General features: G+C 39.2%; 24 protein-coding genes. 9 read left to right on the top strand and 15 right to left on the bottom strand.

Going from position 1 to position 21,897, the window contains the following annotated elements; all coding sequences use genetic code 11:
• Window positions 1-31: 31 nt before the first annotated feature.
• Genes tsaE through porX form a run of 4 tightly spaced genes read right to left on the bottom strand, consistent with a single transcriptional unit; the run spans window position 32 to window position 2,565 of the window.
• Entirely contained in the window at window positions 32-448 is a 417-nt protein-coding gene (tsaE, locus tag GO621_RS01305; RefSeq protein ID WP_317163363.1) for a tRNA (adenosine(37)-N6)-threonylcarbamoyltransferase complex ATPase subunit type 1 TsaE, read from the bottom strand.
• Between the two features lie 4 nt (window positions 449-452).
• Window positions 453-824: a PIN domain-containing protein gene (locus tag GO621_RS01300; protein ID WP_157563291.1), complete on the bottom strand. Its 372-nt coding sequence runs from the start codon at window positions 822-824 to the stop codon at window positions 453-455.
• On the bottom strand, window positions 811-975 hold the full coding sequence (locus GO621_RS01295) for a hypothetical protein (protein WP_157563288.1): 165 nt from the start codon (window positions 973-975) through the stop codon (window positions 811-813). The genes GO621_RS01300 and GO621_RS01295 overlap by 14 nt, the downstream gene beginning before the upstream one ends.
• A 36-nt stretch (window positions 976-1,011) precedes the next feature.
• On the bottom strand, window positions 1,012-2,565 hold the full coding sequence (gene porX, locus GO621_RS01290; RefSeq protein WP_157563285.1) for a T9SS response regulator signal transducer PorX: 1,554 nt from the start codon (window positions 2,563-2,565) through the stop codon (window positions 1,012-1,014).
• 140 nt (window positions 2,566-2,705) lie between these two features.
• Here porX and GO621_RS01285 point away from each other — a divergent pair, with 140 nt between their 5' ends.
• The 6 genes from GO621_RS01285 to efp all read left to right on the top strand — a co-directional run bounded on the left by GO621_RS01285 (window position 2,706) and on the right by efp (window position 8,585).
• The gene (locus tag GO621_RS01285) at window positions 2,706-3,932 is read left to right on the top strand and encodes an HD domain-containing protein (protein WP_157563284.1); all 1,227 of its coding nucleotides are present in this window, start codon (window positions 2,706-2,708) and stop codon (window positions 3,930-3,932) included.
• A 62-nt stretch (window positions 3,933-3,994) separates the two neighbouring features.
• Window positions 3,995-5,056: a UDP-3-O-(3-hydroxymyristoyl)glucosamine N-acyltransferase gene (gene lpxD / locus GO621_RS01280; protein WP_157563281.1), complete on the top strand. Its 1,062-nt coding sequence runs from the start codon at window positions 3,995-3,997 to the stop codon at window positions 5,054-5,056.
• A 19-nt stretch (window positions 5,057-5,075) separates the two neighbouring features.
• Window positions 5,076-6,476, top strand: coding sequence for a bifunctional UDP-3-O-[3-hydroxymyristoyl] N-acetylglucosamine deacetylase/3-hydroxyacyl-ACP dehydratase (locus tag GO621_RS01275; RefSeq protein WP_198170091.1), 1,401 nt, complete (start codon window positions 5,076-5,078; stop codon window positions 6,474-6,476).
• Window positions 6,473-7,264, top strand: coding sequence for an acyl-ACP--UDP-N-acetylglucosamine O-acyltransferase (gene lpxA, locus GO621_RS01270; protein WP_157563275.1), 792 nt, complete (start codon window positions 6,473-6,475; stop codon window positions 7,262-7,264). Before GO621_RS01275 ends, lpxA begins: the two co-directional genes overlap by 4 nt.
• A 16-nt stretch (window positions 7,265-7,280) precedes the next feature.
• The gene (locus GO621_RS01265) at window positions 7,281-7,940 is read left to right on the top strand and encodes an ABC transporter ATP-binding protein (RefSeq protein WP_157563272.1); all 660 of its coding nucleotides are present in this window, start codon (window positions 7,281-7,283) and stop codon (window positions 7,938-7,940) included.
• A gap of 84 nt (window positions 7,941-8,024) precedes the next feature.
• Window positions 8,025-8,585: an elongation factor P gene (efp, locus tag GO621_RS01260; RefSeq protein ID WP_157563269.1), complete on the top strand. Its 561-nt coding sequence runs from the start codon at window positions 8,025-8,027 to the stop codon at window positions 8,583-8,585.
• A gap of 141 nt (window positions 8,586-8,726) precedes the next feature.
• On the opposite strand, the gene GO621_RS01255 is transcribed toward efp, so the two are convergent.
• Window positions 8,727-10,175, bottom strand: a complete 1,449-nt coding sequence (locus tag GO621_RS01255; RefSeq protein ID WP_157563266.1) for a M20 family peptidase — start codon at window positions 10,173-10,175, stop codon at window positions 8,727-8,729.
• A gap of 9 nt (window positions 10,176-10,184) precedes the next feature.
• On the opposite strand from GO621_RS01255, the gene GO621_RS01250 reads away from it, so the two are divergent.
• Window positions 10,185-10,847 (top strand): 5-formyltetrahydrofolate cyclo-ligase, encoded by a 663-nt coding sequence (locus GO621_RS01250; protein ID WP_157563263.1) that lies wholly within the window; start codon window positions 10,185-10,187, stop codon window positions 10,845-10,847.
• A gap of 79 nt (window positions 10,848-10,926) precedes the next feature.
• Here GO621_RS01250 and GO621_RS01245 read toward each other — a convergent pair whose 3' ends face one another.
• The 3 genes from GO621_RS01245 to GO621_RS01235 all read right to left on the bottom strand — a co-directional run bounded on the left by GO621_RS01245 (window position 10,927) and on the right by GO621_RS01235 (window position 12,964).
• A complete protein-coding gene (locus GO621_RS01245) occupies window positions 10,927-11,697 on the bottom strand; it encodes an exodeoxyribonuclease III (RefSeq protein ID WP_157563260.1) in 771 nt (256 codons plus the stop codon).
• 123 nt (window positions 11,698-11,820) lie between these two features.
• Window positions 11,821-12,516, bottom strand: coding sequence for a peptidylprolyl isomerase (locus GO621_RS01240; protein ID WP_157563634.1), 696 nt, complete (start codon window positions 12,514-12,516; stop codon window positions 11,821-11,823).
• Between the two features lie 106 nt (window positions 12,517-12,622).
• Window positions 12,623-12,964: a hypothetical protein gene (locus GO621_RS01235; RefSeq protein ID WP_157563257.1), complete on the bottom strand. Its 342-nt coding sequence runs from the start codon at window positions 12,962-12,964 to the stop codon at window positions 12,623-12,625.
• Window positions 12,965-13,174: 210 nt separating this feature from the next.
• Between GO621_RS01235 and GO621_RS01230 the strand changes: the two genes are divergently transcribed.
• Together GO621_RS01230 and GO621_RS01225 are read left to right on the top strand one after the other, a co-directional pair.
• On the top strand, window positions 13,175-13,504 hold the full coding sequence (locus GO621_RS01230) for a hypothetical protein (protein WP_157563254.1): 330 nt from the start codon (window positions 13,175-13,177) through the stop codon (window positions 13,502-13,504).
• Window positions 13,505-13,566: 62 nt separating this feature from the next.
• Entirely contained in the window at window positions 13,567-15,900 is a 2,334-nt protein-coding gene (locus tag GO621_RS01225; RefSeq protein WP_157563251.1) for a TonB-dependent receptor, read from the top strand.
• Between the two features lie 137 nt (window positions 15,901-16,037).
• Here GO621_RS01225 and hisS read toward each other — a convergent pair whose 3' ends face one another.
• The 7 genes from hisS to fumC all read right to left on the bottom strand — a co-directional run bounded on the left by hisS (window position 16,038) and on the right by fumC (window position 21,755).
• On the bottom strand, window positions 16,038-17,591 hold the full coding sequence (gene hisS, locus GO621_RS01220) for a histidine--tRNA ligase (RefSeq protein ID WP_157563248.1): 1,554 nt from the start codon (window positions 17,589-17,591) through the stop codon (window positions 16,038-16,040).
• Between the two features lie 86 nt (window positions 17,592-17,677).
• Window positions 17,678-18,076 (bottom strand): PIN domain-containing protein, encoded by a 399-nt coding sequence (locus tag GO621_RS01215; RefSeq protein ID WP_157563245.1) that lies wholly within the window; start codon window positions 18,074-18,076, stop codon window positions 17,678-17,680.
• Entirely contained in the window at window positions 18,069-18,311 is a 243-nt protein-coding gene (locus tag GO621_RS01210) for a hypothetical protein (protein WP_157563242.1), read from the bottom strand. The genes GO621_RS01215 and GO621_RS01210 overlap by 8 nt, the downstream gene beginning before the upstream one ends.
• 109 nt (window positions 18,312-18,420) lie before the next feature.
• Entirely contained in the window at window positions 18,421-18,855 is a 435-nt protein-coding gene (locus GO621_RS01205; protein ID WP_157563239.1) for a low molecular weight protein-tyrosine-phosphatase, read from the bottom strand.
• Between the two features lie 126 nt (window positions 18,856-18,981).
• On the bottom strand, window positions 18,982-19,776 hold the full coding sequence (locus GO621_RS01200; protein ID WP_157563236.1) for a S1/P1 nuclease: 795 nt from the start codon (window positions 19,774-19,776) through the stop codon (window positions 18,982-18,984).
• A 4-nt stretch (window positions 19,777-19,780) separates the two neighbouring features.
• Entirely contained in the window at window positions 19,781-20,278 is a 498-nt protein-coding gene (locus GO621_RS01195) for a fumarate hydratase (protein WP_157563233.1), read from the bottom strand.
• Between the two features lie 79 nt (window positions 20,279-20,357).
• A complete protein-coding gene (gene fumC / locus GO621_RS01190) occupies window positions 20,358-21,755 on the bottom strand; it encodes a class II fumarate hydratase (protein ID WP_157563231.1) in 1,398 nt (465 codons plus the stop codon).
• Window positions 21,756-21,897 lie beyond the last annotated feature (142 nt).

Here is a 21,897-nt window from a genome sequence, read left to right as displayed (position 1 = left end):
TGAAATTAAGCAAATATAAGCCGAAATGAGATTAAATTTTCGCTATTGTTAATTTTCGCTGTTGATCGGGCTGTACTTCAACCAAAATTTTAAGAGAATTTTCGGGTAATAAATCTGGTATTTTTTCCGGCCATTCGATCAAACAGTAATTGCCGGAATAGAAATATTCTTCTACACCAATATCTAAAGCTTCGGCTTGGTTTTTAAGGCGATAAAAGTCAAAATGATAAACTATACCTTCGGGGTACTCATATTCATTTACGATAGAAAAAGTCGGGCTTGAAACGGTGTCTGTAACGACTAAAGCAGCACAAAAAGCTTTGATAAAAGTAGTTTTCCCGGCACCCATCTCGCCGTAAAAGAGTAGGATTTTTTGGTTTTGAACTCTGGACAATAGAAAATCCACAGCATTTTCTATTTCTTTTTCAGTATAAATAAAAGTAGTCACTTTACTATATTTCAAATAAAATTAAATCCAGTTCTTTAACAGTCGTAAAGGCTTTATCAGCAGTAATAAAAGGTAAATTATTTGAAATAGCCGAAGCCGCAATAATACTATCAGGAAGTTTTAGTCTAAAAGTTTTTCTTATTTCGATAGTAATACTTTTAATAGTTTGATCTAAATCAATCACATCTATAGATTGAATAAAATTGTTCAGAATTTCTGTAGAATTTGAATCATTTCCTTTATATGCAAACAATTCTATCTCACTGATAATGGAAATAAAAATTTCCTGCCCTTGTAAAAAGTCGGCTAAAATTTTATTTCCATTCAGAAGGTATATACAAGTATTAGTATCTAAGAAAACCTTATTCCCACTCATTCCTGAGTTGCTGTTGAATTTTCAATCCGTCTTCTTCAAATTTTAAAGCACCACAAAATTTTTTTGCATCAAAATATTTTTTGACTTTTCGCTTTGCAATTGCCTTCTTGATTTCAGTCAGATCGCTATCCTTATTTAAAATCGTAACCATGATCAAATATAAAAAAAGTATTGTAAAAGAAGCATTCTACCTCGGTCCGTAAGTAGCAATTGGCACAATCATTTCTTCCATAGAAATACCTCCATGCTGGAAAGTTTCGTTATAAAAGTTAACAAAGTGGTTAAAATTGTTCGGGTAAACGAAGTATTTATCTTCCTTGGCAAACACAAAGCTGGAACTTACATGTAGTTTCGGCAGCATGGCATCATGCGGGTTGCGGATGTGAAATACTTCTTTGGCATTGTAATTTAAATTTTTGCCTTGTTTGTAACGCAGGTTGGTATTCGTGTTTCTGTCGCCAATAATCTTGCTTGGGTTTTTTACACGGATTGTTCCATGATCGGTTGTGATAACCACTTTTACCTGTTTTTGCGCCAGAAATTTCAACAAGTCAAACAAAGGGGAATGCTCAAACCAGGAAAGCGTTAATGAGCGGTAGGCGGCATCTCCGCTGGCCAGTTCGCGTATCATTTGCATATCTGTACGTGCATGCGAAAGCATATCTACAAAGTTGTAAACAACCACATTCAGTTCGTTTTGCATCAGGTTGCTGATGGAATCGTTTAATGCACGGCCTTCATCAATATTTAAAATTTTATGATAAGAAAACTTACAGTCTCTGCGTAGTGTCCTTTTAAGCTGATCGGCCAGAAACTGCTCTTCAAACAAGTTTTTGCCGCCTTCATCTTCATCGTTCTGCCACATTTCCGGAAAGCGTTTTTCCATATCCAGTGGCATTAAACCGGCAAAAATGGCATTACGCGCATATTGCGTTGCTGTTGGCAAAATACTGAAGTAAGTATCTTCTTCTTCCAGACGAAAATATTCTGAAATGATTGGGTGAATGATGCGATATTGGTCATAACGTAAATTATCTATCAAAATAAAAAAAGTGGGCGAAGTAGGATTTAGCTGCGGAAAAACCTTCTTTTTAAATAATTGATGTGAAAGCATTGGTGCCGAATCCTGTTCCTTTATCCATTTCAAATAATTTTTTTCAATGAATTTGGAAAATTGTGTGTTTGCTTCTGCCTTTTGCAAAGTCAGGATATCGTGCATACCTGCATCTTCCAGTTTTTCCAGCTCGAGTTCCCAATAAATTAGTTTCTTATAAACATCAACCCATTCCTGGTAACTCAGGTTATCGTTCAAACTCATTCCAAGCGTGCGGAAATCCTGCTGGTAAGCCATTGTGGTTTTAGCCGTAACCAAACGCTTGTTTTCGGTCAGTTTTTTAATGGTAAGCAAAATTTGCTTCGGGTTAACCGGCTTAATCAGGTAATCATCAATTTTAGAACCAATTGCATCTTCCATCAAGTGTTCTTCTTCACTTTTGGTAATCATTACAATAGGTACATCTGCATTAATGTTTTTAATTTCAGTCAGCGTTTCTAAACCGGTCATGCCCGGCATATTTTCGTCCAGAAAAACTAAATCAATATTGTTGTTTTTGAAAATATCAACCGCATCTGCGCCATTAGTTGCAGTTTTAATCGTGTAACCTTTTTCGTTTAAAAATAATATATGTGGTTTCAGAAAGTCAATCTCATCATCGGCCCATAATATAGTAGTATCCTGCATTTTAGTATTTGTTTAAAAAATTAAACCCTGTAGGCAACGTTTTGTTGCTTCAGCTGTATAAACTTAACAAAATTTAACACAAAGCAGGAAAGCGGTATTTTAGTTTTACTTTAAAGGCGTTTTTTAAAGAAGCATTAATTTTGAATAAAAAGAAAATCATTAATGATCCGGTTTACGGATTTATCACTATACCAACCGACCTGATTTTTGATCTGGTAGAGCACCATTATTTTCAGCGGTTGCGCTACATCAAACAATTGGGGATGACACATTTGGTTTATCCCGGTGCGTTGCATACCCGTTTTCATCATGCACTTGGCGCCCTACATTTAATGGGACTTGCGGTAGAAACCTTGCGCAGCAAAGGCGTTGAAATTTCGGCTGAGGAAGAAGAAGGCGTAGAAATCGCTATTTTATTGCATGATATTGGCCACGGGCCGTTTTCGCATGCACTTGAAAATACCCTGGTAAAAGGAGTATCGCACGAAATGATTTCCAGATTATTAATGGACCGATTGAACAAAGAGTTTAACGGGCAACTGGAAATGGCAATTGCTATTTTTAATGATACTTATCCGAAGCATTTTTTACATCAGTTGGTTTCGGGGCAGTTGGATATCGACCGGATGGATTACCTGAACCGTGATAGTTTTTTTACCGGCGTTTCTGAAGGTGTGATCAGTTTTGACCGGATCCTTAAAATGCTAAACGTCCGGGATGATCATATTGTAGTGGAAGAAAAAGGCATTTACTCCGTAGAAAAATTTCTGATTGCGCGTAGATTAATGTACTGGCAGGTTTATCTGCATAAAACTGTTATTGCTGCCGAAATGCTGCTGGTTAAAATTTTAGAACGGAGCCGCGAACTGGCTTTAAGCGGTGCAGATTTATTTGCGACACCTGCATTGGCGCATTTCCTAAATAAAAGTGTGCTAAAAGAAGCATTCGTAATGGATGCACGGCATTTAGATGCGTTTATTAACCTGGATGATACAGATATTTTATCAGCCGTAAAAGTTTGGGTAAACCATTCAGACTTTATCTTGTCTGACCTCTGCAAACGTTTTATTAGCCGTAATTTGTATCGCGTAGAAATAACCAACATACCGCCGGCAATAGACCAAACGGTAGAATTAAAGCAACTGGTAAAAGAAAAACTCGGTCTAATAGACGAAGAAGAAGCCGGTTATTATGTTTTTACAGATCGTATAGTAAATGATGCTTATAAGGTTGGTGACGAGAATATCAGGATTTTACTTAAAAATGGTGAAGTGCAGGACATTGCCGATGCCAGCGATAATTCAAACCTTATTTCGTTATCTAAACGGGTGATAAAATATGTTTTATGTGTAATTAAAGGTTTGTAACAATACTTATTGCAGCTGGTTTATAATTTGCTGCTTTGATATTTAGAATTAAATTTGTCCCGATGCAATTTACCGCACTTGAACTCAGCTTATTGTTAAATGGAACTGTTGAAGGTAAGCCTGAAGTAACGGTTAATCAGTTAGCAAAAATAGAAGAAGCAGAAGAAGGTTGTTTGTCTTTTTTAGCCAATCCTAAATACGAGCAGTTCTTATACACCACCAAAGCTTCGGTTGTTATTGTTAATAACGATCAGCTTTTAGCAGAACCTATAAACACTACCCTTATCCGTGTAGAGAACCCCTACATTGCTATTTCTGTGTTGCTCGAAAAATATAACCAGAGTAAATTAGCAAAAGCCGGTATTGAGCAGCCTTGTTTTATTCATCCCTCTGCACAAATTGGCCAGGATGTTTACATCGGCGCTTTTACTTACATCGGCCCAAATGTTAAAATTGGCAACAATTGCCGCATCTACCCAAATTCTTATCTGGCTGATGATGTACAACTTGGCAGCAATGTTACTTTGTTTGCCGGTGTAAAAATTTATTTTGACTGTATTATTGGTAATAATGTCATTGTTCATTCAGGTGTAATTGTTGGTGGCGATGGTTTTGGCTTTGCCCCGCAAGGTGATGGCAGTTATCAGAAAATTAGCCAGATTGGTAATGTAATTATTGAAGATGATGTAGAGATTGGCGCAAATACAACCATTGACCGCGCTACTATGGGTTCAACCATTATCCGAAAAGGAGTTAAGCTGGATAACCTTATCCAGATTGCACATAATGTAGAAATTGGCTGCAATACTGTTGTAGCAGCACAAACCGGTATTTCGGGCAGTACAAAAATTGGTGAAAATGTAATTTTAGGCGGACAAGTTGGCGTGGTAGGCCATATTAGTGTGGCCAAAGGTTCGCAAGTGCAGGCAAAATCTGGCATCAGCAGATCAATTAACGAAGAAAATAAGAAATGGGCAGGCGCGCCTGCTACTCATTATCAGGAGCACATGCGCTCACAAGTAATGGTAAACCGTTTGCCCGAAATAGAAAAAAAAATTAAGGAGCTGGAAAAAAAACTGACCGAATTGCAACACGTTTCTGTACAACATGATCTGAAACCTTAGCAATAACGACTTGATAATTATGAATGTAAAACAAAGAACAATTAAAGCTGCGGTTTCTGTTTCAGGAACAGGATTACATACCGGTGAAAAAGTAACGCTCACTTTTCGTCCGGCTCCGGAAAACCACGGATTTAAGTTCAGAAGGATTGATATTGAAGGCCAGCCTATTATTGATGCGGATGTAGATAACGTTACCGATACTTCCCGCGGTACAACCATCAGCCAGGATGGGGCATCTGTAAATACGGTTGAGCATGTACTTGCTTCGCTGGTTGGTTTAGAGTTGGATAATGTGCTTATTGATTTAGACGGACCGGAAACACCAATTATGGATGGTAGTTCCCTGCAATATGTAGATGCCTTGGTTGAAGCAGGCTTTAAAGAGCAGGAAGCCGACCGTGAATATTTTAGTATTCCATATAACATCCATTATTCTGAACCTGACCGTAAAGTAGATATGGTAGCTATGCCGCTTGATGATTATCGTTTTACCTGTATGGTTGATTATAATTCGCCTGTCCTGGGCAGTCAGCATGCCAGTATTTCTACCATTTCTGAGTTTAGGCGCGAAATTGCATCCTGCCGCACCTTTTGTTTTTTGCATGAATTGGAAATGCTGTTAAAGCATAACCTGATTAAAGGCGGCGATATTAATAATGCTATTGTTGTGGTTGACCGCGATGTAAACCAGGAAGAACTGCAACATTTAGCTACACTGTTTAACCGGAAAGATATTAATGTTGCCCCGCAAGGCATCTTAAATAATATAGAATTAAGGCACCAGAATGAACCGGCAAGGCACAAATTGCTGGATATGATTGGCGATCTGGCATTAGTAGGCGTGCCGTTAAAAGGCCATATTATGGCTGCCCGTCCGGGCCATGCTGCTAACATCGCTTTCGCTAAAAAAATAAAAACGCTGATCAAAAAAGAGCGGAACAAAAAGAACTACCATTATTATAACCCGAATGCAAAACCGGTTTACGATACAGTACAGATCATGAACATACTGCCGCACCGGCCGCCTATGTTATTGATCGATAAAATCATGGAGCTTACAAAAACCCATGTGGTCGGTGTAAAAGCAGTTACCATGAACGAGCCTTTTTTTGCAGGCCATTTTCCGGGTGCACCTGTTATGCCGGGCGTATTGCAGATTGAAGCCATGGCACAAACGGGAGGAATTTTAGTATTGAATACCGTTCCTGATCCTGAAAATTGGTTAACACTGTTTTTAAAGATAGAAAATGCGCGTTTTAAAGATAAAGTTTTACCAGGTGATACACTCGTTTTCCGTTGTGACCTGCTGGCACCTATCCGCCGCGGCATCGCACAAATGAAAGGGATTGGATTTGTAGGAGAAAAAATTGTGGTAGAAGCCGAACTAATGGCGCAAATTGTTAGATACAAAAACGCATGACCCAGCCTTTAGCATACATTCATCCCGAAGCAAAAATCGCTGCTGATGTGGTGATTGAGCCTTTCGTTACCATTTACGGAGATGTGGAAATTGGCGAAGGTACGTGGATTGGATCTAACGTAACCATTATGGATGGTGCGCGTATTGGTAAAAACTGCCGTATTTTTCCGGGTGCCGTTATTTCTGCTATTCCGCAGGACCTGAAATTTGCAGGCGAAAAAACGACGGTAGAAATTGGTGATAATACGACCATCCGTGAATGTGCAACTATTAACAGAGGCACCAAAGATCGCTGGAAAACAAGTGTAGGAAACAATTGTCTGATTATGGCTTATTGCCACGTTGGCCACGATTGCCAGATCGGTAATAATTGCATCTTCTCCAATAACACAACATTAGCAGGCCACGTAACTATTGATGATTATGTTGTGTTGGCTGGCATGGTTGCGGTACATCAGTTTTGCCATATTGGTGCGCATGCTTTTGTTACTGGTGGTTCTTTGGTGCGAAAAGATGTTCCGCCTTATGTTAAAGCTGCCCGCGAACCTTTATCTTATGTTGGTATCAATTCTGTTGGTTTACGCCGGAGAGGCTATTCCTCCGATCAGATCAACGAAATCCAGGATATTTACCGTACCATTTTTGTAAAAAAGCATAACTTGAGCAATGCACTTTACATGATCGAAGCAGAACGGCAACCAACAGAAATACGAGATGAAATACTGGATTTTATCCGGAACTCCAACCGTGGCATTATGAAAGGGTTTGGTAACCCTTCCTCTTTTTAAAGACCAATAGCCATTCATGCAAATCATTCTTGAAAACCTGGGCCGACGTTTTAACAGAGACTGGATTTTCAGGAACATTAATTATACTTTTTCCTCGCCGCATAGCTACGCCATTTTAGGGATTAATGGTTCAGGTAAATCTACGTTACTTCAAATACTAAATGGAAGTTTATCACCTTCGGCTGGCAGTGTATGCTTCTTTTATCAGCAAAAAAAAGTAGAGGTTGAACAGGTTTACCAGCACGTAAGCTTAGCTGCCCCTTACCTCGAACTAATTGAAGAATTTAGCTTAAGCGAAATGATCGATTTCCATTTTCAGTTTAAAACTTATTTAAGTGGGTTAGACCGACATAAAATTATAGAACTGCTGCAAATGGAAAGCAGTAAAAACAAATTAATCCGCTATTTTTCTTCCGGGATGAAGCAACGTGTTAAATTAGCCCTTGCTTTTTGTGCAGATACACCTTTGTTAATGCTGGATGAACCAACCGCAAACTTAGATACGCAGGGAATTGACTGGTACTTGCAATTAGTGGAAAAATTTGCTGCAAGCCGCCTAACCATTATCTGTTCCAACCAGGAACACGAATACAGTTTCTGCCGGGACCAATTGAATATTTTGGATTACAAGAAAAAGTCTGATACTGTTTTTACCACTATAAAATCTGCCTTCTAAATATCAAAATATGGGAACAGCAATTAAAGCTTTTGTTTCTTTCCGCCCGATTGCTAATTTTGCGGCTCTCAAATAAAACTGATTATGGCTAAGGCATCTGATATAAAAAATGGTAATATCCTGCGTTTTAACGGCGAACTGATACAGGTAGAAGAGTTTATCCACCGTACACCCGGCAACTTGCGCGCTTTTTACCAGGCGCGTATGCGCAATGTTAAAACAGGAAAATTAGTAGAATACCGTTTCCGTACGGATGAAGAAGTAGAAATTGCCCGTGTAGAAACCAGTGATTACCAGTATTTATACGAAGATGGCAACGATTTGGTAGTGATGGACAACACCACTTACGAGCAGTTTAACATACCAAAATTTTTGTTCGGTAATTCTGTTAAATTTTTAAAAGAAGGCGCCAACGTAATTGTAGCTTTTGAAAGCGATGAACCGATTATGGCCAAAGCGCCCGCATCAGCAGAGTTGGAAATTACTTATACCGAACCTGCTGTTAAAGGCGATACTTCAACCGGTGCTTTGAAAAGTGCAACGGTTGAGACCGGGGCCGAAATTAAAGTGCCATTATTTATTAATTTAGGTGATAAAGTAAAAGTGGATACGGCAACCGGCAGTTATGTAGAACGTGTAAAGTAATCATGCTTCTTTTATCGGTATAAAATTGGGGTTTTGTTAGAGTTTGTCATCCCGAACTTGTTTCGGGATTCCCTCAGGATTAGTATAAAGAACATTTCCCGAGAGATGCTGAAATAAATTCAGCATGACAAACCACCTTTTTTATTTCAAGTCCTTCATTAAACGATAATAAAAACCAATCGCTTTTTTATACTCATCCACGCCAATATGTTCGTTCAAACCGTGCATACCTTTCAGGTCAGTTACAGGGGCAAAACGTAAAATACAATTTGAAATACCGGCCATTTGCCTCGAATCTGTTGCGCCAACCGTTAAATAAGGTGCAATCATAGTGCCTGGATAGCTTTCTACCACTGCTTTTTCCAACTGTTTAAAACCTTCACTTTGTGTTGAAGTTAAGCCCGATGCTTCCTCTGCAAAAGCATCTTTTTTAATCAATTGAACGCGATTATCATTAATTGCTTCTTTTACATGCCTAAAAACAGCATCAATAGAAGTTCCGGGCAATAGCCTGAAATTAATAGTGGCACTTGCCGAAGTTGGTATCACATTATCTTTTACGCCAGCCTGTAAGATAGTAGGCGCAATAGTAGTACGGATGAGCGCATTTCCACCAGCAGATTTTTCATAAATTTTAAATAGCAGCGGTTTAAAAAGCCATTGGTTAGCAATAGCCATTTTAGAAGTAAAAGGCATTTCCGGGCCTAAATAATTAAAAAAATCGCCGGTAGAACCAGCAAAACTGGCCGGAAAAGGTTTAGACCGAAGTTTCTGTACCGCATTTACCAATACATCAATTGCCGTTTCGGTTTTTGGCATGGACGAGTGTCCGCCTTCAATATTTACTTTTAAGTCGATTGATAAATAGCCTTTTTCGGATGTGCCGATCAGTGCAACCGGTTTTCCCTGCAAACCCGGGATTTCTTTTTTGGTGATTTCTCCGCCTTCATCCAAAACCCAATCTGCTTTAATCCCTCTGGTTTTAAATAACGCCGCAACTGCTTTTACGCCTTTGCCGCCGGCTTCTTCATCGTGCCCAAAAACAAAATAAATGGTACGTTCCGGCTGCCTGTTTTCCTGCAACAGCTTTTCCGTTGCCTCTAATAAAGCAAACAGACTTATTTTATCATCCGCAGAACCTCGTCCCCAAAGTTTTCCGTCTTTGATTGTCCCGCCAAAAGGATCAACTTTCCATTGCGGTAAACTTGCTTTTTCTACCGGAACAACATCCTGGTGCGCCATTAAAATTACTGGTTTTAAGGCTGGGTTTTTGCCTTTCCAGGTATAAACCAACGAATATCCGGCAACTGTTTCTAACCGCAATTTTTGCTGGATCAGCGGATAAGTTTTAGCCAGATAACGATGAAAAGCTAAAAATGTACTGCTATCCGGTTTGGCACGATCAGAAACAGAAACTGTTTTAAAACGGATCCCTTGTTGCAGGTGGACAATTGCACTATCACTTACGGCAAGGGTTGTTGCCGTTGGATAAGTAGGTTGTATGGATTTAAAAGTGAAAGTTTTGATCAGGATGATAAGCACCAGAATCAATACAACCGTCAATAAAAAGAATGCAAATTTTTTACCCATAAAAGAAGCATGAAAGCAATCTCCAAAATAAAAATAAAAAACCGGAACAGGCGCAATTATCGTTTTGCAACTATCTTTAAGCACAATTTTATTGAGGTGAAGAAGCACGGACTACGCAAAATATATCTTGGAAAGCGGTTGCAGCTACCAGAAACAGAATATCAAAACCTAAACCAGGCTTTGTTGCAGCAATTTGCTAAACTTAATTTTGCGGGAATAACAGCTGTACATATTTTTTTGCCGATGCTCCGCACAAAAGAACCGGATACCAGGCTGTTGATAAAACATCTGCAAAAAGAGCATCCACAGATCAAAAGGGTTTTTCCCAAAGCAGATTTCAAACTAAAAACTTTAAGTCATTTTATGGATGATGAACAATTAGTTATTACTGAAAATGAGTTCGGCATTCCGGAACCGGTAAGCGGAAACCAATTTTATATCGATAAAAACAGCATCATCATCGTACCGCTGCTTGCTTTTGATTTAAATGGAAACCGCGTTGGCTACGGCGGTGGTTTTTACGATCGTTTTTTAGTTGGATGCGAGGCAGGAACACGGTTTATCGGCTTATCGTTTTTTGAACCGGTTGATTTGATTGAAGATGCAGGTGTATTGGATGTAAAATTGCATCAATGTATTACGCCGGAAAGTGTTTTGTCATTCCGACGATAGGAGAAATTTTCTTCAAAGAAAAATGAAACCATCTTGATTAAAGAAGGTTCCTCCTATCGTCGGAATGACAGAAAAAAGCTTAAAACTCCAGTTCAAGCAACACGGGGCAATGATCAGAATGTTTAGCTTCGGGTAAAATAGCGGCACGTTTTAAATATGGTTTTAAATCAGGTGTAACTAAATTATAATCAATACGCCAGCCTAAGTTTTTACTGCGCGCACCAGCGCGAAAACTCCACCAGGTGTAATTGTGCGGCTCTCTGTTAAAATGCCGGAAAGTATCGATAAAGCCAGATTCGAGCAGTTTTTCCATCCATTCCCGTTCTTCAGGTAAAAAACCGGAAGAATTAGCGTTAGATTTCGGGTTATGAATATCAATTGGCTGATGGCAAATATTGTAATCTCCGCAAACAACAAGTTTTGGGAAAGCCCATTGCAATTTGTGCAGGTAATCGCCAAACTCATCTAAAAAACGAAACTTAAAAGCCTGCCGTTCTGCTCCGGAAGAACCAGATGGAAAGTAAACGCTCATTACTGAAACTTCTTCAAAATCTACCCGCAGGCAACGGCCTTCACGGTCAAAATCCGGAATACCGCAGCCATATTCTACATGCAACGGTTTTTGTTTGGTAAAAACAGCAGTGCCGCTGTAGCCTTTTTTCTCCGCAGGAAACCAAAAATGATGATAACCCATCTGCTCCAGCAAAAAAAGTTCGCTCTGCAAAACATCGGGCGAGGCTTTAATTTCCTGTAAGCAAATTACATCAGCATCGGTAGCCTGCAACCACGCAAGCCAGTTTTTGCTGATGGCAGAACGGATGCCGTTTACGTTATAGGTAATGATTTTCATGGGTGAGAGGTTTGAGGTATGAGGTTAGAGGTGAAGGGCTGAAAGGTAAAAGGTGAAAGGTGAAGGGCGAAAGGCAAAGCTAAGTATAAGTATTCTTACCTCATACCTCTCACCTCCTACCCCTCAACCCTTTTGCAAAATCCTGTCCAGCCATTTGCATTCTTTTTTCTTCAGTAAACTAACTGTCATCGGTACATCTTGTAGCGGGCGGTCTTTTGCATCTTTTTTTAGAGCTGCAATACGGTCAACCATATCTAAACCAGTAACAATTTCGCCAAAAACGGTATAATTTTGGTCGAGGTGAGGTACGCCTCCAACCGATTTATACCATTCCCGTTGTGCTAATGGGATTTTTCGTCCTTTTAAACGGGTTTGCTCCATTTGGTCTAACTGCTCATCGGTAAAACGTTTACCTTCAACCAGGTAAAACTGGCATCCGCTGGAAGCTTTCTTCGGATTATCATCGCGCGCAGCAGCTATCACACCTTTTTTATGGAACAAGCTATCGCGAAATTCTGCATCAACGGTATAGGCAACATCTCCATCACCCAAAGCTTCTCCGGGTTTTGCTTTTTTAGAATCCGGGTCGCCGCCCTGGATCATAAAATCCTGTATCACCCGATGAAACAAAGTTCCGTTATAAAAGCCTTGTTTGGCTAATTTGATAAAGTTATCGCGGTGTTTAGGTGTTTCGTTATAAAGCCGAATAATACATTCACCGTAATTAGTTTTAATCCGTACGTATTGGTTTTTGGGAGCTTTGGCAAAAACGACACACGTAATTAATAATAAAATAAAAGCAGCGGCAATTTTTTTCATGGTAAAAGAAGCATGGATAATATTTAGATTGTAGTTATAGTTCATGTTTGTGGTAAATCCGCTCGCGCTCCCCGCACCTCTTACCCCACACCTAATACCTCGCACCTCAAATCCCCTCCTCAAAATAATTAATAATCAAAGATTTCATCACCATTTCCTGTTCCAGCAAGGTATAGTTCGGAATTGTTTTTACCAGTTTCCAGTGCGGCCAGCCATCCTGGTCCAAACCTTCCAGCTCGTAAAAACCTAATTGACTAAATAATTTACAAGTTGCAATGTGCATCAGTTCTTCCTTTTGGCGCTTGCCGAATTTTTGCGGGCCTTTGCCCAATTCCTGTACGCCGATCAGAAAAAGCATGACTTTGATATCCGGCACATCCGAATCAAAATCCTGAGCAATACGTTCTTGCAAAGCGGCCCATTTAGTGTTTATTTCAGCTGCGGTCATACAGCAAATATAAGGTTTGATGCAGGGTTGCAAGGCAAAATTTTAAGCCGATAAAAACAGCATTGGATTGCCTGTCATTACATTGTTACAGCATAAATTGGCTTTTTAATGAAAGAAGCTATAATAAATTGATGTTTCGGCTATAAATTTGATAAAAGTTAGTTCAAATAAAAGATATTTGTAAACAGCTTAAATACTGATTTAAATATTTTGAATAAGCGTAAGGTACATCAAATTTTATCACGGCTACTGCTACTTTTTTTTGTAGTAGGGCAGATTATTATTTATGCACATCAGCATCATTCAAAATATCATACTTTAATAGTTGGTTCGCCGCATTCTGCTGATAAGCATACAGTTGTACAGGAAAAATGTACTTTCTGCGATCAGATGCACCATGCACCCATCAATTGCGTGCAAAAGCCAGATTATTGTACTGTTTTAACGGCTATTGCCCGGATTTATATTTCCAAACAGTATCATTACAAAGGGAATTCTTTGATTCATGCCGATGGCTTATCCCCGCCGGTTTTAGTTTGATAAATAGTGCACCTGAACGTGGGTGTATCATCATTAAACTATCACCTCTTACTTTAAATGCCATGAAATTTAAGCTTTCGTTCTTAATACTGTTTTTATCTACCTTTTTTTTACCTGTTTACCCTGCTGTTGATGTTGCTTTAACCGGAAAAGTAATTGATGCTCAAACTAAAGAAACGCTGCCAGGCGCTGTAATTTCCATCCCTCAGCTTAAAGTTACGGCTATAACCAACAACAGTGGCCAATTTTCTATCAATAATTTACCTAAAAAAGGAAAATTTTTAGTGCAGGTTGTTTACATCGGCTACAAAACACTCACCCAAACCATTGATTTTTCTACTACCACGCCATTAATATTTGCCTTGCAAGCAAGTGTTATCGAAGGGCGCGAAGTGGTTGTTGTAGGTACAGCGGTTAGTTCAAACAGCAAGCAAAACAGCACCAATGTATCAACCTTAACCCGCGAGCAGTTGCTTGCGCCATCATCTACTAATTTAATTGATGCCATTTCTAAACAAGTTCCCGGCGTATCCGAAATTACAACCGGACCAGCTATTTCTAAACCTGTTATCCGTGGATTAGGGTCTAACCGCGTGGTTACTTTAAGCGATGGCGTAAAACAGCAAGGGCAGCAATGGGGCGATGAGCATGGGATTGAAATAGACCAGTTTAGTCCGGAACGGGCAGAAGTTTTACGCGGTGCAGCTTCTCTGCTTTATGGTTCTGATGCTTTAGGCGGCGTAATTAATTTGTTAGAACCCTTGCCTGCACCTGTTGGTGAAATTAAAGGCGAAGTGGTATCCAATTATTCTACCAATAATGGTTTAACCGCCAATTCTTTAATGTTGACCGGCAACGAAAACGGATTTGTTTGGCGTGCACGCGGCAGTTATTCTAACGCTTATTCTTTTAAAACGCCAACAGGTTATTTCCCTAACTCCGGTTATAATGAAACCAATTTAAGCGGAATGATTGGCCTCAATAAAGAATGGGGCTATTCTAATATTAACGTTTCTTACTTTAAAAACAATATTGGTTTTTATGATCCGTCATTTAATTCTCAAGGTAATTATATAAGGGAAAACGGTACTGCTTTTACCGATGCTGATTACACTAACCGCACAATTGAATATCCAAGACAGGATATCCGCCATTACAAAATAGGCTGGAACAGTAATTTTATAATGCCCAACGGACAGTTAAAAGTTGATTTGGGTTACCAGAAAAACCAGCGACGTGAGCTAGACAATGCAGATCCTGCTTTATTTTTCGACTTAAGCACCTACAGTGCAGATTTGAAATATTATATAGATGAAAGCAATGGCTGGCAACCTGTTTTTGGCCTAAGCGGAGATTATGGCAACAGCCTGAATAAAGGAACCGAGTTTTTGGTTCCTGCTTATGATACTTATGGCATCGGCGCTTTTGGTTACGTAAAAAAAACCTGGGAAAAAAGTACTTTTAATGCCGGTTTACGCTACGATTACCGCAGAAATAACGGTTACGGATTAATCGAAAACAATGTGGCCCGGTTTACTCCTTTTACCAATACTTTTTCCAACATCAGCGGCGCTTTTGGTTATACGCATGAGTTTAATGATCACTTAAATTTTAAAGCTAACGCAGGTTCTGCTTTCCGGTCGCCTAACCCGGCAGAATTAGGTTCAAATGGTGTACACGAAGGAACTTATCGATATGAAATTGGTAACCCTAACTTAAAACCGGAAAGAAGCTATCAGGTAGATGCAACGCTGGAATATGAAAGCAAAATGATAACCGGAAGCCTGGGTATTTACGAAAACTATATTCACGATTTTATTTATGCAGCTAATAAAAAGGGCGATAACATAACGGTTAATGATGCTAACGGTAATCCACAGCTTTATCCGGTTTACCGTTACGGGCAAGTTAATGCTAATTTATCTGGTTTTGAAGGAAGTTTAACCATTCATCCAACTTCGTTTATCCATTTTGAAAACCTGTTTGGTTATACTTACGCGCAAAACACAAGTTTAAACAGGCCGCTTTCTTTTATTCCAGCCGGAAGCCTACGCAATACTTTACGTTTTGAACCTAAAATAAAGCACACAACCGATTCTTATGTTTATATTGGGATTGATAACAACTTCGCACAAAACCGTTTCGATCCTGATTTTGAAACACCAACCAGCGGTTATACTTTGTTAAATGCTGGTATTGGTACAACCTTAATGCTCAAACATCAGCCTTTAAGGTTATCTGTCAGCGGAAATAACTTGCTAAACAAAGCTTATTACGATGCTTTAAGCAGATTAAAACCTGGCCGTTTAGACCAGACTGATCCAACTTTAGGCGTTTACAACATGGGCCGGAACATTACTTTTGGTGTTTATATTCCGTTGCAGATTAAAAAATAAGCCATCACAACCATAATGCTTCTTTTATCACCTTAATTTTTAGGTTGATAAAAGAAGCATTCTTCAAAGCGTTTTTTTTCTTTAATAAAGATTTCTCTCTTCGGCTTAAATGCAAAAAAGCTGAAATAATAAAATAGTTAAGCTTGTAATTCAGCCAGAACCTGTTCTACCAAAAGCTTTCGCTGCTCGCCGGTTTGCATGTTTTTTAAGGATAACAAGCCGCGTTGCATTTCTTCGCTGCCAATCATAATCGTAAATGGAATATTTTTATTATTAGCGTAATCCAACTGCTTTTTGATTTTTGCGCCCGGCGGATATAATTCTGCACGGATTTCCTGCTGCCGTAATTGATTCACTAATTGGAAACCGTAGTTTTCAAACTCCTTATCAAAACAACAAATTAAAACTTGTGTGCCTTGTGTGGCATCCTCCGGGAAAAGCTTTAATTCCTCTAAAACATCATAAATCCGGTCGGCACCAAAAGAAATTCCGGCTCCGGTCATTCCTTTTAAGCCAAACATTCCGGTTAAATCATCGTAACGGCCGCCGCCGCCAATGCTTCCCATGGCTACTTCGTTGGTTTTTACTTCGAAAATTGCACCGGTATAATAGTTTAAACCGCGGGCAAGTGTAATATCGAGTTCCAGTTTTGCTGTTTTTAACCTTGCATTTTTTAGGTAGGTAAAAACAGTATTGATTTCTTCAATTCCTTTTAAACCGATTGGAGAAGCTGCCAATACTTTTTTTAAGGCATCAATTTTTTCATCATTTCCGCCGCCTAATAAAATTACTGGTGTAAGTTTTTGCAAGTCATCTTCTGTAAAACCGCGTTCCAGCAATTCTTTGCTTACGCCGGCCATACCAATTTTATCTAATTTATCAATGGCAACCGTCATATCCACAATCAATTCTGGTTTACCAATAATTTCGGCAATGCCGGATAAAATTTTACGGTTATTAATTTTGATGGTAAAATCCTTTAAGCCAAAATTGCTTAAAGCTTCATCATAAATCAGAATAAATTCAGCTTCGTTCAGCAAAGAATCAGAACCAACCACGTCGGCATCACATTGGTAAAACTCGCGGTAACGGCCTTTTTGGGGACGATCTGCACGCCAAACCGGTTGCACTTGAAAGCGTTTGAAAGGAAAAGTAATTTCACTTTGATGAGAAACTACATAACGGGCGAAGGGAACGGTTAAATCGTAACGAAGGGCTTTTTCGGAAACAGTGTTTCCTAATTTTAATGAGGTTAATTGATATAATTCAAACAAGTCATCTGAATCGTAACGTAGCTTTTCAAAAATTTGTTCAAATGATTTACTTGTAATGTCTCTCCATGAAACTTTTCGATCTTTATTTCCATTTCCTACTTCTTCGTTTTCAATATTTAAAATATCTACTTCCAATCCTTTTGAATTTAGAAGACTTAGTAATTCATCAAAAGATTTTAATAGTGTTTGATTAATTAAATCTCCATTATTCAATATCTTAAAAATCAACTTATCACCTTCATCGCCATATTTTCCGGTTAAGGTTTCCAGATTTTCCATAGAAGGCGTTTGGATTTCCTGGTAGCCGTATTTTCGGAATACTGTTTTTATCGTATCAAAAATATAATTGCGTTTGGCCATTTCGGCCGGTGAGAAATCGCGGGTTCCTTTCGGTACAGATGGTTTGTTGGCTGCCATGCGGCAAAGGTAAAAAAACAGGCGGATAGAAGGTGAAGGGGGGAAAGGTTAAAGGGGAAAAGGTGAAGGGTAATTTGTTTTGCTGATTACAAAAAAGGATTGATGATGGTTAGCTTGTTTTCTAACAACATTTTGTGCTGCATATCTTCGGAATAAAGAATGGTGCAATTTGCTTTTAAAGCATCAGCTATAATTAGTGCATCAAAAAGTTGAAAATCATAAAGTTCTACTAATTGAATTGCTTTGTGAACGGATTGATGATCGGTAGGAATTAAAGTACAATCCCTTAATAAATCGCTCCACAAAATTAGCAACTCGTGTTTTTTATACTTAAATCGGTATTTACAAACATTTGCCACTTCTGTTAATACCTGGGTGCAAATAGTAGGATTGTTTGAAAGCAGTTTTCTGGATATAATTTTCTTATGTTCATCTACATCCATAAGATACAATACAATGTTAGAATCAACAAAAATATTATTCATAATTGTTGGCCTCGTCCCGATCAAACTTATAATTTTCGTGCGAAATACGAGGAAGTTTATCGTACCGCTCTTGTATGTCTTTCAATTTGTCAGGATTAAAAGGAATTTCAGCAGGTACAATATTTTGTTGCTCTGTTATATCATAAGCAATTACTTCTACCTTTTTCCCAATTAAGTTTTTAGGAAGTTTTAGGATAATAGTTTCTTCCGCAACCTCTACAATTTCTCTAATCATACTTAAAGTTACGCTAATCAAACCAATAAAAAAATAGGGCAATTTTATACCGATAAAAGAAGTATTTTGAATTCCTGATAGCTGTTAGTGATCAATGAACCATTCGCCATCACTTATATTTCCGGATCAAATCCTTACAGCCACTTTCAATCAAATCAAATACAGGCTCAAACTGCCTGTCATCAAAATACGGATCGGGCACTTCTTTATCATTCAACAACAGTTTTACTTTGTCGCGGTCGTGTTGGTTTCGGGCGAGAGCTAAAACATCAGCACGGTTATTTCTGTCCATCACCAGAATCAAATCGAAATTATCAAAATCCTGCACCTTAAACTGTCGGCAAACCTGCTTGCTGATATTGATACCATGATTTCTGGCAGTACGGGTAGAACGCCGGTCTGGACCTTCGCCTACGTGCCAGTTTCCGGTTCCGGCAGAATCAACTTCCCAATCTAAACCTGCTTCTTTTACCTGCTGTTTCATAATGCCTTCTGCCAAAGGCGAACGACAAATGTTACCGAGGCAAACCATTAGTATTTTCATGGAGAGAGAGAGTGAGGATGAAAGAGCGGGGAGCGATTGAAAGATAAATTTTAGAAGAGCGGGGAGCGGAGAAAATGGATATAACGCTTTATATATCTTTCTTCTCCGCTCCTCGCTCTTTTAAATCTATCCAAACAACTGATTTAAAATTCCAGCTAAACGAATGCCGCCTTTTAACAATTGCTGGTTGGCTATGGCAATATGATCGAAGGTATAACGATAGCTTAAATGGACATTGGGTTTTAGTTCAGCATATAATTTTTCGGAGATTTGGCTTGATTCGTACAGCCATTTGCTGATATTGTCGTGCTGTAAAGCGTCACGTTGTTCTTTTGTGCTGCGGTTAATCCAGTTGGCATATTCCGTATAGCTCAATTGCTCGTCGTCAATCATTTCAGAATCCCAAAGTGCATGTAAGTTGGTGGGTTTGTTAAACCAGAATAGTTTTACATCGTTGCCGCCTTTATCTTCCGTATGTGCGGTGTGCATAGGCTGGTGCACATCTCCTACAATATGAATAAGCATCCGCAGATAAAGCAGCTTTTTGTCCTGCTCCAGGTTTTTATTTTTCAGCTGGGCAATAATCAGGTTGAGTTTGGTATAAGCATCAACCGCGGTATCCTGCTTTAAAAAAGCCTGCATTTCCGGGTATGAATAAGGCTTGTCAAAATCAATATAATGCCAGGGCGATAAATAGTTGTAGGCCGGGTCAGCTTTAATAAAATCGCCCCAGGTACTTGCCATCGCTACAGATTCTCCGCCTAAGATCAGTTCAATATTTTTGCGTGCCTTTTTGGTTAAGTAACTATCGGCAATTTGTCCCACAACGCGATGGCCTAACATTCCCCAAGCCATACTTTGCAAGGGCAGGTAAGAAAAAAGTATACCTAAAAGAAGCATACTAAGTTTGTTTTTTTTCATCTTTTTATAATGGTTTTGGATTACAAGCAATTCTTTTAATTAAGCGTAGATTAAACGGAACGGTACTGGAAAAACTGGTAACATGAAACAAAGAATCGGTTTGTTTCTGCAGTTTAAACAGATCTTCATACACGCCGGTATGAAAGCAGCCGGTATTTTTCAGGCTGAAATCCGGGTTGCAGTACAAGCCTCTTACACGTAATGTATCGTGGTGCAGTTCATATTTTCCCCGCACATATTCTTTCCATTTACCCTGGTTCATACAGGTATCGGTTCCGTAATTTACTTTGCTGAAATTATTAGTAGTGATAAAAACAGAATCGCAGCTAAACCGGAATTGATACAGACTATAGTTTAGCAATTTTTTTTGCAGCTTTACTGAATCCTGCGCCCATTCTCCCTGTAAAAAATCTGTACCAACGTTTTGCAAAGCCGGATTAAACTTACAAGAAGCCAACGCAACAAAAAATAGCAGGTAAAAGAAGCACGTTTTTTTATACATCAGAAAGGCAAGTCCCTCTCCATTGGAGAGGGATTTAGGGTGAGGCCGTAAGGCTTTTAGTTTGTGTGTCTTGAAACGATTATTTCAAACCGCCAATCATATTCTCTGGTCGAACCCATTCGTCAAACTGCTCATTCGTCAACAAACCTAAACTTAGGGCTGCTTCGCGCAAGGATTGATTTTCTTTTAAAGCTGTTTTAGCAATTTTGGCCGCATTTTCATAACCAATATGGGGGTTTAAAGCCGTAACCAACATTAGTGAATTTTCAAGGTGCTTTTTAATACCATCATAATTTGGTGTGATACCAACAGCACAATGATCGTTAAAAGAAACGCAGGCATCGCCAATTAAACGTGCTGATTGTAAAAAGGCAGCAGCCATAACCGGTTTAAAAACGTTCAATTCGTAATGGCCGTTAGAGCCGCCGATAGAAATGGTAACATCATTTCCCATCACTTGTGCGGCAACCATGGTTACGGCTTCGTTTTGGGTTGGATTTACTTTTCCAGGCATGATAGAAGAACCGGGCTCATTATCCGGGATATGGATTTCGCCAATACCAGAACGTGGCCCAGAAGCCAGCATCCGGATATCATTTGCAATTTTCATTAAAGAAACCGCAATTTGCTTTAATGCGCCATGTGTTTCTACAATTGCATCATGCGCAGCCAAAGCTTCAAATTTATTTTCGGCAGTGATAAAAGGCAGATTGGTAAACTTGGCAATATACTCAGCCACTTTTACATCATAACCTTTTGGTGTGTTGATACCGGTCCCAACCGCAGTTCCGCCTAAAGCCAGTTCAGAAAGATGATCTAAAGTATTTCTTAAAGCTTTTAAACCATGTGTTAACTGCGAAACATAACCGGAAAATTCCTGGCCTAAAGTAAGCGGCGTAGCATCCATTAAATGTGTACGGCCAATTTTAACCACACTTTTAAATTCTTCAGATTTTGCCTGAAGTGTATCCCTTAACTTCTCAACACCCGGAATGGTCGTTTCCACAACCACTTTATAAGCAGCAATATGCATGGCAGTCGGGTAAGTATCGTTGGAAGATTGTGACTTGTTCACATCATCATTCGGGTGGATAAAAGTTTTGCCTTCGCCCAAAGCATTTCCTTGTAAAACATGCGCGCGGTTAGCTACAACTTCATTCACATTCATGTTCGATTGCGTGCCCGAACCGGTTTGCCAGATCACCAGCGGAAATTCATCTGCTAATTTCCCTTCTAAAATCTCATCGCAAACCTGCGCAATCAGGTCGCGTTTTTCAGCAGGTAAAACACCCAAATCTGTGTTGGTAAAAGCAGCAGCTTTTTTCAGGTAAGCAAAAGCTTCGATAATTTCTACCGGCATACTCGCCGCCGGGCCAATTTTAAAATTGTTACGCGAACGTTCGGTTTGCGCGCCCCAGTATTTGTCGGCAGGCACTTGCACCGCGCCCATCGTATCATGTTCGGTTCTGAAACTCATAATTTTAATTCGATAATTGCAGCCAAATTTAGGGCTTAATCTAAAAGCAACGCTATAAACTTTAAGAAAATTACAATGCTTCTTTTAGCAGGCAAAAATTGAGGTGGTAAAAGAAGTATTCTTTTTTGGGCGTTGCCCTGCG

The sequence above is a fragment of the Mucilaginibacter arboris genome (assembly GCF_009754915.1).
Lineage (GTDB): Bacteria > Bacteroidota > Bacteroidia > Sphingobacteriales > Sphingobacteriaceae > Mucilaginibacter_A > Mucilaginibacter_A arboris.
This window is presented reverse-complemented; position numbering and strand designations above follow the sequence as displayed.